This window comes from Annamia dubia NIES-4383 (assembly GCF_055394725.1).
This window is the reverse complement of sequence record NZ_AP025630.1, coordinates 1354281-1366811: the sequence shown is the minus strand read 5'-3', so window position 1 is coordinate 1366811 and position 12531 is coordinate 1354281. Positions and strand designations below refer to the sequence as shown.

The window sequence follows — 12531 nt, the reverse complement described above, 5'->3', positions numbered from 1 at the left end:
TAATAGACCTCTTGCGAAAGTATCAGGCGATCGCTAATTTTGTCTTCAAAGAAAGCTCATAATTATAAATACCTGCAATTAAATTAAATCTTAATCCAAAACGTTTTCTTCTGTTTCTATATCGTGACGAAAGTATTTTAAATATTTTTAAATAGCAATGAATATGTTCAACAATTATTCTTTCTTTTGCTAGTTGACGATTCAATTCTTTTTTTATTGACTAATAGTTGGGATTTTATTGTATGATAGCCTTGTTTTCCACTATCATAACTTTTCTGTTTTTTTTGAGGCCGTTCTATCTCATGTTCTGATACGTCAACTGCTACTATTTCGATCTCATTCTCACTTTGAATTAGCTTTTTTTCCCTGTAAAGTAAACAAACCTGAACTAATTAAAATTTTCTCAATCACAAGAGGTCTACTACCGTTTCAACTTTTCAAACACTCTCTTACAGCAAACAATAACAATCTGGATATTAAATATATCAGATTTCCCCCTAATTGACACTTTCAAAATATGATGAAACCACATCTTGAGCATTCCCAACTAATTTTACATTTCCCTTATCTAACCAAATAGCTTGATCACAAGATTGTTTAATAAAATCCATTGAGTGAGAAACTACTAAAATAGTTGCATTGGCATCCCAAAAACGATCCATTCTTTTTTGACATTTTCTCCTAAAACTCTCATCTCCTACGGATAAAACTTCATCTAAAATTAATATATCTGGGTGAATATCGGTGGCGATCGAAAAACCTAAACGAGCCACCATCCCAGAGGATAAGGCTTTAACGGGGGCATGGGCATATTCTTCTAACTCAGCAAACTCTAAAATTGCTTTAATTCTTTCCTTCATTTCTTGACGGGGAAAACCTAATAACACCCCGTACATAATAATATTATCAATTAAGCTTAATTCTGCATCAAAACCTGCTCCCAATTCAATTAAAGGGGCAATATTCCCTTTTACCCTGACTTTGCCTTGACTTGGCTCTAAAATACCACAGATTACCTTTAATAAAGTGGATTTTCCCGCACCATTAGCACCAATAATACCTATTTTTTCCCCTTGTTTTACCACTAAATTAAGATCATTTAATATTAATTTACGGGCAGGTTGACGGTATTTGCCCTGTATAATGGAGAAAATTGTTTTTTTGAGATCGTATGTAAATTCTTCCTGTGTGCGTCGCCACAGGGAAACATGATCAAGTCGGATCGCTTCAGTCATTAATTAATTATAGTAAGTTTGTTCCATAAAAATTGTGTGTGAGGGAACAATCACCACAATTAATTTATAAGATTGTGGGAGAAGTGTCAACAACTTTGCCCCTAACTTTTTTTGATAAATCAAGTATTTAGGTCATAATTATATTCTTTTTTTATTTGTTTATTCATAATATTTTGATTATAACAAATCCATAAATTTAGGTTTACACCAACGGAAAAAGATTAATCCTATTGTTAAAAAAACAATGCCACTTAACCAACTTTGGGCAATTAAAGTAAAGCTCGGTAAATCACTTTTTAAGGCGATTTGTCTTAAACTTTCAATAATAGGTGATAAGGGATTTAATCCTAAAAAAGGTTTGATTTGATCGGGTACAATATCCGTGGGATAAAACACAGGTGAACTAAACCACATCACAAATGTGACCAATTCATAAAAGTAAGGTAAATCCCTAAAAAACACAAATAAAGCACTAACAAAAAAGCCTACTCCTGTACAAAATAAACATAGTGCCACAAAGGGAAATATTAAGAAAATTGCATTAAGAATACTGTGAGATCTGACCAATGTTACGATGATTAATAATGGTAACATTCCGACACAAAATTGAAAAATATTAGCCGTAATCATCGAAACAGGAAACACACTTACTGGTAATTTTATTTTATTTAATAATGCTCCATTTCCAACTACACTTGATAAAGCTTGAGCGGTAGAAGAAGAATAAAAATTAATTACTACTAATCCGGTAAAGGCCGCTAACACATAATTAATGGTAGAATTATCATAATAAGATGCAAAAGTTGCCCCGAAAATTGCTGTATAAATTACCGTCATAATTAAGGGATTTAATAGTGACCAATATACACCTAAAAATGAACCTCGATAACGTCCTTTTAAATTTCTTTCCACTAATACATATAAAATTTCCCAATAACGTAATATTTCATTTTTTAAGATTTTTGTTTTGAGTTTTGCAATCATATTTGTAATTAAAATTAAATATTTATTTAGAATTTAGTGTTTATTAATTGTACAATATTTTTGTAATCATAAAACTTCTATCTTAATTTTAATAATGTTACCTAGAGAAGAAATTTTAAAACAAACTGAAAATCGAGAAGAAATTGCCAAAGTTTTAGATAAGGCACAACAGGCGATCAAGTCTTGGGAAGTCTGTTGTACTGACTTTTTAGCCCCTCCCATTATTGCCGAAATTCAACAACTTTTTAGTCGTTTAACAGAAATTGAATTTTGTGTTTTTGGGGGCTATCCCCAAGCGGAAAGGCAAAGAGTTGGCTTAAGTCGCTCGGAAATACCTTTGGCTCCCTCTCAAGTTGAGGTAGCCTTATTGGATATTTCCGGTAATTTTTTGTTTGATCCGGCTACCCATCGGGATTTTTTAGGCGCTATTTTAGGTACGGGTATTGTGAGGGATAAGGTAGGTGATATTATTGTACTAGGGGAAAGGGGCGCTCAAGTTTTAGTTGTGCCGGAAATAGTGACTTTTTTAGAGCAGTCTTTAGTACAAGTGCGCTCTGTTCCCGTCAAAACTCAGCAGGTAGGGCTGGAAAATTTAAAGTTTCAGCCTCCTAGTAAGAAAGAAATTACCACTGTTGAGGCTTCTTTACGTTTAGATGCGATCGCCTCGGCCGGTTTGGGGATGTCCCGTAGTAAAATGGTAGAGGCCATTAATGGCGGGAATGTTAGGGTTAACTGGAAAGAAGTTAAACAGTCTAGTTATCAAGTTAAATCAGGTGATTTGATTGCGGTAAGTGGGAAAGGCAGGGTGGAAGTTGGGGAAATTGTGATTACAAAAAAAGAGCGTTATCGAGTGCAAATGATTAGATTTAAGTAATAGAAATCTTGCAAAATTAATCAAAAAAACTATATTTAATCAGTTTTTATTACTTTTTCTTTTTCTCTGACTTGAGCAAAAAGTCTTATTTTTTAATAAAAAAATAGTGATCTCTTTTTAATGTTACTAAAAAATTTTACTAAAAAAAGATCACTGTTATTTTACCTTTTTCCTCCACTTTAAAAACACCCTGGGAGGGGGTTAGGAGGCCAGCCCAAACCATCTAAAAAGGACAGTCATCATCATCCAACTGCACATCCCATTTGGCTGAAAGCACTTGTGTCACCATCGCTTCAAGGGCATCTGCATCAAGGTTACGATTATAGCCACTATCGGGGGAATTGTTATGAAAAGGAATGAGCCTCAGTTTTCTATTATCTTGGATTAAATCATAATAAGTTTCTGTGGGTGAGGCCTGATATAATTCTAAATAATCAAAACTTTGGATATTCAAGTAAAGTCTTTGATTTGCGACTAAAGTGGAGCGAGTTGGATCGTTAAAAACTTCAAGGATCCAACCTTCGCCTTCACTTTTGGCTTCACCATCAAGAGTATGAATATAACGCACACGGTTCAAATCAATCAACAATCGCCGCATATCATCTTTATTAGCGACAATTCCGAAATCAATAATACAAGGAGCAGGTAATTGGGGATAAGTTTGTTGATAACTCATAGAACTCAGCCTTCAGTCACAAAGGTGTAAAAATGGGGTCATAGAATAAAACAATTATGTTGAGAGAATGTATTTTTTTTTCGTTAGACTTAATCAAGGGGATCAAACACCCATCAAAAGCTGAGGCAAATTGAATTAGTTTTTTGCCAATCTTTATTTTTATAATAAGACTGTTTTACAAGATCTAGTCTTACGCTATCAAAATACATTTCTCGTTTTGATTCTGTTAGGTACAGAATTGTTATAATACAATCTTAACCTAGTTTTTCTCAACTGTTACTTAAAGTTTTGAACAGGATTGATCAAAAAAGAGATTTTAGATTAATTATGAAACAATTATGGCAAAAATTACAAACTGGGTTAAAACTTTTTTAGCTTCAATTACATTTTATACAATTATTCCCATTCCACCATCATGGGAATTAAATTTTCAAGGGATCGCTCGATATGCTTCTTATGTGGGGCTTTTGATCGGTTTAATCTTAGCTTTGAGTGATTTTAGTTTAGAGTTGGTGGGTTTTCCCATTGTGATTCGCAGTGCTTTAATTGTGGGATTATGGGTTATGTTAACGGGAGGATTACATTTAGACGGGGTAATGGATACGGCTGACGGTTTGGCTATTTTCAATAATCCTCAAAAACGCTTAGAGGTAATGAGAGATAGTGTTACTGGTGCTTTTGGGGTGATGGCGGGATGTTTTGTGATATTGTTAAAAATTATTGCGTTAAGTGAGATCCCACAAAATCGCAGTTTAATTTTAATGGCCGGGGCTGGATGGGCAAGATGGGCGCAAATGGTGGCGATTAGTTATTATCCCTATTTGAGAAAGGAGGGGAAAGGAGCATTTCATAAAGAAAATAGTCAGCCTCAAATTGATGTTATAATTGGCTTTTGTTTTTATGTAATTTTTGGTTTAATTGTATTAATAATTGCACCGGAAAATTTAATTTTAATTTTAAAAATGTTAGGCTTTGGTGTAAGTATTTCTTTATTAATTGGTTATTGGTTTAATCATAAGTTAGGAGGTCAAACGGGTGATAGTTATGGGGCGATCGTGGAATGGACAGAAACTTTCTTTTTATGTTTATTAACAATTATTAATTAATCAAGTCTGCTTGGGCAGACTTTTTTTTATAAGATAAGGCTTTAGTTTTAATCAAATCTTTTTAAAAAAGATAAACATTAAATCCTAAACCAAAAATTAAACCATCATAGTCTATAAATTGATTAGAAGAATCACCAAAACTATGACCTAAAAATATTTCTAAAGAGGTGTTAGGAGAGATATTATAATTCAATGTTCCCATTAATTCGTGATAGGTATCATTGCGATCTTGTACAGTAAAATTAGACAAAGCTAATTGATAATTTAATCCTGCTTTTATTTGAGATGTAATTTGATAATCTAGCCCTATTTTAAAAGAATTAATAATTTGAGAACGACTATCTGGCTGAGAAAAATTAGTTTGTAGATCTGTTTGCACATTAAAAGTTAATGCTTCTGTTAAGGGTTTTTCATAGTTAATTCCTAAATATAAACTATGATCATTTAAGAAACGATAACCATTATTTCCATCAAATAACTGTCTATTTTTCCAGCCAAAATTGCCTGAAATATTCTCATCAAATTGATGGATAATTCCCACGTTTAAATTGAGTTGATCATAATCAAATGAAGATTGATCGCTATAACTAACAAAATTACCTGTAACAGAGGCCAGTAGGGAAGTTTGATCACTTAAAGAAGGTAAAGCTAATAGAGTTACTCCGGTACGAAATAAATTATCATCTACGGGATTAATTCCCGAAAAAATATTATTATTTCTGAGATAGCCAAAATTACCAATTAAATATAAGAAAGGTTTTTCTTGTTTGGGGGTAATTTTTGGTTCAATTTCTTGTAATAATAAATCACCTAATTCTGGATCGCTATGATTGGAATCAATACTATCATCTTGAGCCAAATTTGTTGAGGGGTTTTCTGGTTGATCAGAATGATTAATTTGAGTGGTTATTATTTCAATGTTTTGATCTGCTACAATGTAATTATGGTGATCAAATGATTGAACTGAAGTTTCAAAGCTATTTAATTGATTTGACTGCCTTAAAGTTTGAGGAATCACTTGAAAATTAGGTGATTCTATCATTAATTCGGGGGGATAATTTGTAGATTCAGTATTATTACTGATAATATTGTCACTCAAATGTGGAGAGTGCGTCAAGTTTTGACAAAGATCATCCTTAAGTTGATTATTTGGTTTACAATTAGAATAGACAGTAGCTAAAGTTGATTGATGAAAACTGACGATTAAACTAAAAACAAACAAAAAAAGATAATAAGGGAATTTTGGGGTTAGCAATTGAGAAATAAAAAAATTAGATTGTTTGGGTGATAACTTAGAACAATCTTTGTCAGAAAAAAATTGATTAATTAGGGATGCTTTAAATTTCATATTTTGAGACTCCAATTAAAAGTTTCTCATCTAAATTTTATAATTTTAAACAATTTTAAATTAATAATCGGTAAATTAAATTATGTTAAATAAATTAAATTTTTCCATCACTGTAGCACTTTCCAGTTTAGCATTAATTTTAGTCGGGAACAAAAGTCCACAGGCTCAAACCGTTCTCAATCAAGCAACAGTGGTATCATTACAAAATCAAGTACGCTTAAATCCCGATCAGCCTGATGGCCGCAATGCCACAGTTAATGATCTGTTAGCGGTAGGAGATAGCATTGCTACTGCCCGTTCTTCCCGTGTTGACTTAAGATTTAACGATCGCTCTTTAGCACGTTTAGGACAACAAGCTTTTTTTCGTTTTCGCCCGAATAGTCGCATCGCTGATTTAACTAATGGTACGGGTTTATTCTTAATCAATGGGGGTCAAGGGACAACTACCATTAGAACACCCAACGCCGCCGCCGGAGTAAGGGGATCGGCTTTATTTATTAGAGTTATTCCCGCCAAAGACGGTCAAGAGGGAAAAACTTTAATCGGTGCTTTAACTGATTCTGGGATTCAAGCTTGTAATCAAGATGCTTCCCAATGTGTTGATTTGAAACCCGGTCAAATGGCTAATTTTGAGGGTGAAAATTTAACCAATGTTTATCAATTTGACTTAGTAACTTTACTTAATACCAGCCCTTTAACACAGGATCTGGATCAAGTTGCCCCAGAGTCCGTTTTAACAGAAATTCAACAAGCTCTTGAGTCTGTACCATCTTTAGATCAAAATAGTCCGATTTTAACTAATCCCGATTTTGTGGCTATGCCAGATCAAACGGAAACAGAATTTCCTAACGGGGATCTCGAAGTAGTAGACCTCAATTTTGAAAGTAAGAATGGGAATCAAGAAACGCTACAAAATGCTACTTCTTTAGATGTGCAGGAAATGACGCAAATAGGCGAAATTCGTTTAAATACTCCATTTGAAGAAATTTTTCCAGGTGGTGGTGCAACTGGTGGCGTTTTTCCGGGGGGTGGTGCAACTGGTGGTATTTTTCCGGGGGGCGGTAATAACGGCAATAATGGAGTGAGAGATCTAGGTGCAGGCCAAGGTCGTGATGGCGTGGGCAATGGCACGGGAACAGGTTTGCAGAATAAAACTCAATAAATATCTCTTAAAAGTAAGCATTAAAAATGATCGCTCTTTAATTAATCATTAAAATCAGCGATCATTTTTAATTTTGATAATGATTTATTGATCTTGAACGATCTCTTTTAATTCTAAAGCCGCATGATTTAATTTATTAATTCCTAATTTAATTTGATTCATTCCATCATTACTATCTTTTGCATTTTGATTAAGATTATTCATGGCTGTAACTACTTGTTGAATCGCTAAAGCTTGTTGTTTTGTATTCATCGCTATTTGTTGAGAATTAATCACTATATTATTAATTTCATCAGACATTATATTAAAAGAAGAAGCGGTTTTTTGTGCTAATTCTTCCGTATTTTCTAAACTTTTAATTCCTTCTTCTGTTACCATCACAGTTGCACTGGTAGCCTGTTTAATTTCATTGACTAAATTATTAATTTGTTCGGCCGATTTTTTACTTTCATCTGCTAATTTACGAATCTCTGAAGCTACCACAGAAAAGCCTTTTCCATATTCCCCAGCCCTTACTGCTTCAACGGCCGCATTGAGGGCTAACATATTAGTTTGATTAGCTAAATTACTCACTAATTGAGATATATTTCCAATTTGATTTGTTTGTTCACTTAAACGTAAAATTTGTTGAGCGATCGCCTGAACTTTATCCTTAGTTTGTGCCATTTCTCCTAAAGTTCGATCTACTAATTGATTACCATTTTGTGCTAAATTTAAAACCTGTTGAGCGCCAACGGTGGAAGTTTCAGCTTGTTGAGTTGCTTGTTTAGCTGATGCCCCCAATTGATCCATTGAAGTAGTAGTTTCATTAACGGAAATAGCTTGACTATTGGTAATTTTTTCCTGTTGAGTTACGGCGATATTAATATCAGTTGAAGAATTACTAATTGAATTAGCGGCCTGACTAATTTTACCACTGACTAAAGATGAAATAATCCATGCAATAATAAAGGCAGTAACACCAGAAAAAATTGAACCAAAAATTAATAAATTAACCGCACTTTGAAGGGTTTGTTTTGCTTCTGTATTTTGCTCAGATAAATTATTGACTTCATTTGTATTAAAATCTTGATTTAATTTAAGAAATTCCTCTAAAGTTTTTGTGCCAACACCTGTATTAAAAAGATTAATTGCATCTTGTTTTTTTCCATTATTAATCAGTCTAAAAATTTCCTCGGCATACTTATTATATTCATCTCCAAGTTGAATCATTTGTTGAAGACGATCTTTTTGAATTTCATCTGTCACAACTTTCTCTAATTCTGTACTTGCCTGTTGAAAATTAGTCCAACTTTGATTATATGAATCAATAAATTTTTGATTGTTAGTAATTAAAATTGCCCTGTTATTAGCCACCATATTACTTCCGGCTAGGGCAATTTTATCTACTTCAATAATAGCAGTTTGTACATTTTCTACTTTTTGAAATGCCACAAATACTCGATTGGCATTAGTATAAACAATGACAGTTGAACCGATGAAAACGACTACCGGAATAGCATAACCAAAAAGCATTTGAGTTCTGAGTTTAAATCTACTCAAAAAAGTTTTTTTGCCTTGATAATTGTGATCAAATGTGTTCATAAATATTTACCTTCTACAAAATTTGTTATTGGTCATTTGTCATTTGTTATTGGTTATTTATTAACTATCAATTATTAATTATTAATTATTAATTATTAACTTTGTTTACGGCCGTAAAGATAAGTTAAATAACCTAAATTATTTTTCAGATCATCTGTTAACTCATCAGGATGATAACGCCAAGCCCAGTTACCCGTAGCAACTCCGGGAGTATTCATTTTTCCTTCACTGCCCAAGCCTAAAATATCCTGTAAGGGGAAAATGGCTATATTTGCCACGGATCCCATCGCTAAACGGATTAAACTCCAATGAATACCATCAGAAGCGATCGCGCCTAAATAGTCAACAACTCTGGCTTTTTCTTCCTCGGTGCGTTTGTCAAACCAGCCCACAGTGGTATCATTATCGTGTGTACCCGTATAAACCAGACAGTTGCGGTTAACATAATTAAATGGTAAAAAGGGATTAGCTCGATCGCTATCAAAAGCAAAATGTAAAATTTTCATCCCCGGTAAACCAAAATTATCTCGTAAAGCTTCAACTTCAGGTGTAATAACTCCTAAATCCTCAGCAACAATCGGTAAATCTCCTAATTCTTTTTTCAATAATTCAAAGAAAGCTTGACCTTTAGCTTTAACCCAAAGGCCATTCATGGCGGTTTTTTCCCCTTGAGGTACTGCCCAAAATCCTTCAAAACCTCTGAAGTGATCAATCCTCATAATATCCACATAGTCTAACATGGATTTTACCCTCTGAATCCACCAATGGTAATTAGTACGGGCTAGATTTCGCCAATTATAGACCGGATTCCCCCATAATTGACCAGTTTCGCTGAAATAATCCGGCGGTACTCCTGCCATCCAAGCGGGTTCACCTGTTTCCTTATTTAAGCGAAAGATTTGAGGGTGAGACCACACATCGGCACTGTCATGGGCTACATAGATAGGTAAATCTCCAAATATATAGACTTCATTCTGATTAGCATATTTTTTTAAACTTTTCCATTGACGGAAAAATTCAGATTGAATATATTTATGAAAGAAAATTCCCTCAGCTAATAATTGAGTATAACGGGCAATCGCCGCCGGATCCCGTTTAGAAATATCCTGATCCCATTGATTCCACGATAAACCTTGGAAATGCTCTTTTAAAGCCATAAACAAGGCATAATCGTTTAACCAATATTGATGCTCTTGACAAAATGCCTCAAAAGCTTGTTTTCTCTGGGGTGTAGCTACCTGATCAAAATTATGACTGGCTTTGCGTAATAAAGGTATTTTATGAGCAATGACTAAATCAAAATCTACCTGATCTTCTGAAAAATGGGGTAATTGATTCAGATCATCCTCAGAAAGTAAATTTTCCGCAACTAACCATTCCAAATTAATTAACAGAGGATTCCCCGCAAAAGCAGAATAGGATAAATAGGGAGAATTGCCGAAGCCAGTAGGCCCTAAAGGTAAAACTTGCCAAATTTTCTGATGACTTTGTGCTAAAAAATCAATAAAAGCGTAGGCTTCTTTGCCAAGATCGCCGATCCCAAAACGTCCGGGTAAAGAAGTGGGATGTAGTAAAATGCCACTGGAGCGAAGATGTAACATATATTTTTTACCAATAAATAAGCTATTTAGAAAACTGATTAATTCCTAAATCTAATCAGGGATTATATCATGTTTAAATAGGTTATTATTGTTAATAATTATTAACTTTTTCGTCATCAGTCATTAGTCATTTGTAACAAGACTAAACTTCTGGCAAAAGTGGAGTAATAAGTAGGAGACAAGGATGAACTAAAAATTATAATTTAAGTTTTGAAAGTCGGGGATTTTTTAGATAGTTAAAGGATAAAAATGATATTTTAAGAAAAATCCCCGACTTTTTGCCCTAAACTTATTTTTCATTACTTATTATTTATTACTTATTACTGAATTAAGCTTCTTTTTTTTCAGTTTGAGCTTCTTCTAATTGAGCATTCATTTTGACAGATTCATCTTTAGAATTATCAATTTCTTTTTTAAATTCAGTTTCAAATTCCTTAGAAGCTTCTTGAAAAGAACGAATAGTTTTACCTAAACTACGGCCAATTTCTGGTAACTTTTTAGGCCCAAAAATTAATAAAGCTACAACTAAAATAATAACTATTTCAGGTAAACCAAGTCCAAAAATATTCATAGTTTTTTCCTTTTAAAAATTAGTAATAAAATTATAAATTATAAATGACCAATGACAAAATAGTAAAAAACCCGGACAAGCCGGGATCTCAAAAATCAATGAAAACTTTTGTGTTAATCCTGTTAAGATTACTGTCCAAGGGTAGTCCAGTCCACATCAACACCTTCTAATACTAAAGAAGCATTATAGAGTTGCAGGATAATTAACAAAAAGACTAAGAATAAAACCATAAAAACTCCCATTACAGGGGTAGTTCCCCAGCCGGGAACAACTTTACCATATTCAGAGTTTAAAGGTTTAAGGATATCTCCTAAGCGAGTACGTTGTGCCATAAGTCACCCAATAATGTTGTATTTAAAGCTATTTTGTAATCTTCCCTATTATTATAAATGAAGTGAACATCTATGCTTAACTTTCCGTTCACCACAAAACTTGATTATAGAAAAAGTGTTTAATTCAATAGGTTCGATTGTCTCCACAATATCATAAGATGAAGCTAGTTGAACGTCATCTTATGACCCAAAAATTACGGTTATCAGTGCAAAATGGATAATTGACAATGAACAATGGCAATAAAAAAAAGTTATTCTCAACGGTTTGATCGGATCAATTGTTGAAAATATTACAATTCTAAAGCACTTTTTAAAGTTGCTTCTAAATTGTTTAAATAACTATCTAAACTCCAGTTTAATTCTTCCCCTTTAACGATTAAATTAATGCCACATAATAACTCTTGATCAATGGTAAAATTAATTTTAATTGGTGGTTTAAAATTTTCTTGAATTTTCTTAATAATTTCTTCTTTTTTCTCTGAAGTTAAATTAAAACTTGTTTGGATAATTAATTCATGATTAACTTTTAAATTAGATTCAATTATCTGTTTTTTATTTTGATCTAGTTTAGCTAAATTATCTAAAAAAACTTCAACTATTTGTAATTCTAAACTTTGATTAGCTAAATCATTGAGACTTTTTTTGATAATAGTTAAAAAACTTTCACTAGCTCGATTTTTTAAAGCTTGTAAAAGTTGATCTTGTTCCTGTTTTAAAGAGAATTGCCAAGTTTTTCTGCTTTCTTCAATTTCAGTTTTAACTAAGTTTAATAATTTGGTTTTTTCCGCTTCCACTTCTAATTTAGCTTGGCTTAAAAACTCTTGTTTTTTCGCTTCTAATTCCCCGATTAAATCTAAATATTTTTGTTTATATTCGTGGGCTTGACTCATTTGTTGTTCAGCCTCTAATAATTGGGCTTTAATTTTATTTTTACGTTGATTAATAACTTTTATAATTGGTTCATATAAAAATCTTTGTAATAAAAAAACTAAGATTAAAAAATTAATAATCTGGGCAACAAAAGTAAACCAATTAATTTCCATTTTAATAGATAATAA

The 12531-nt window shown here is 32.8% G+C and carries 12 protein-coding genes and 1 pseudogene; 3 read left to right on the top strand and 10 right to left on the bottom strand.

Features of this window, described 5'->3' with window-relative positions; all coding sequences use genetic code 11:
- Positions 1–22: 22 nt before the first annotated feature.
- The 3 genes and pseudogenes from Anndu_RS06180 to Anndu_RS06170 form a co-directional block, all read right to left on the bottom strand.
- Positions 23–408 (bottom strand): annotated as a pseudogene (locus Anndu_RS06180) (transposase); the annotation flags it as partial.
- Positions 409–497: 89 nt separating this feature from the next.
- Positions 498–1235, bottom strand: a complete 738-nt coding sequence (locus Anndu_RS06175; protein WP_464103537.1) for an ABC transporter ATP-binding protein — start codon at positions 1233–1235, stop codon at positions 498–500.
- 177 nt (positions 1236–1412) lie between these two features.
- Complete coding sequence (locus Anndu_RS06170) at positions 1413–2219, bottom strand: ABC transporter permease (protein WP_464103536.1); 807 nt, start codon at positions 2217–2219, stop codon at positions 1413–1415.
- 94 nt (positions 2220–2313) lie between these two features.
- Here Anndu_RS06170 and Anndu_RS06165 point away from each other — a divergent pair, with 94 nt between their 5' ends.
- Positions 2314–3093, top strand: a complete 780-nt coding sequence (locus Anndu_RS06165) for a photosystem II S4 domain protein (protein ID WP_464103535.1) — start codon at positions 2314–2316, stop codon at positions 3091–3093.
- A 223-nt stretch (positions 3094–3316) separates the two neighbouring features.
- On the opposite strand, the gene Anndu_RS06160 is transcribed toward Anndu_RS06165, so the two are convergent.
- Positions 3317–3769 carry a hypothetical protein gene (locus tag Anndu_RS06160; protein ID WP_464103534.1) on the bottom strand — a complete coding sequence of 151 codons (453 nt, stop codon included), beginning with the start codon at positions 3767–3769 and terminating at the stop codon, positions 3317–3319.
- 338 nt (positions 3770–4107) lie between these two features.
- Between Anndu_RS06160 and cobS the strand changes: the two genes are divergently transcribed.
- Entirely contained in the window at positions 4108–4875 is a 768-nt protein-coding gene (cobS, locus tag Anndu_RS06155) for an adenosylcobinamide-GDP ribazoletransferase (protein ID WP_464103533.1), read from the top strand.
- A gap of 61 nt (positions 4876–4936) precedes the next feature.
- Here cobS and Anndu_RS06150 read toward each other — a convergent pair whose 3' ends face one another.
- On the bottom strand, positions 4937–5917 hold the full coding sequence (locus Anndu_RS06150; protein WP_464103532.1) for an outer membrane beta-barrel protein: 981 nt from the start codon (positions 5915–5917) through the stop codon (positions 4937–4939).
- Between the two features lie 388 nt (positions 5918–6305).
- Here Anndu_RS06150 and Anndu_RS06145 point away from each other — a divergent pair, with 388 nt between their 5' ends.
- Positions 6306–7385 carry a FecR domain-containing protein gene (locus Anndu_RS06145; protein WP_464103531.1) on the top strand — a complete coding sequence of 360 codons (1080 nt, stop codon included), beginning with the start codon at positions 6306–6308 and terminating at the stop codon, positions 7383–7385.
- Between the two features lie 84 nt (positions 7386–7469).
- On the opposite strand, the gene Anndu_RS06140 is transcribed toward Anndu_RS06145, so the two are convergent.
- The 5 genes from Anndu_RS06140 to Anndu_RS06120 form a co-directional block, all read right to left on the bottom strand.
- Complete coding sequence (locus tag Anndu_RS06140; protein WP_464103530.1) at positions 7470–8969, bottom strand: methyl-accepting chemotaxis protein; 1500 nt, start codon at positions 8967–8969, stop codon at positions 7470–7472.
- 95 nt (positions 8970–9064) lie between these two features.
- On the bottom strand, positions 9065–10570 hold the full coding sequence (gene malQ, locus Anndu_RS06135; RefSeq protein ID WP_464103529.1) for a 4-alpha-glucanotransferase: 1506 nt from the start codon (positions 10568–10570) through the stop codon (positions 9065–9067).
- A 328-nt stretch (positions 10571–10898) separates the two neighbouring features.
- On the bottom strand, positions 10899–11141 hold the full coding sequence (locus Anndu_RS06130; RefSeq protein ID WP_464103528.1) for a TatA/E family twin arginine-targeting protein translocase: 243 nt from the start codon (positions 11139–11141) through the stop codon (positions 10899–10901).
- Positions 11142–11269: 128 nt separating this feature from the next.
- Positions 11270–11473 carry a photosystem II reaction center phosphoprotein PsbH gene (gene psbH, locus Anndu_RS06125; protein WP_464103527.1) on the bottom strand — a complete coding sequence of 68 codons (204 nt, stop codon included), beginning with the start codon at positions 11471–11473 and terminating at the stop codon, positions 11270–11272.
- 290 nt (positions 11474–11763) lie between these two features.
- Complete coding sequence (locus Anndu_RS06120) at positions 11764–12516, bottom strand: F0F1 ATP synthase subunit B family protein (protein WP_464103526.1); 753 nt, start codon at positions 12514–12516, stop codon at positions 11764–11766.
- Between the last annotated feature and the right edge of the window lie 15 nt (positions 12517–12531).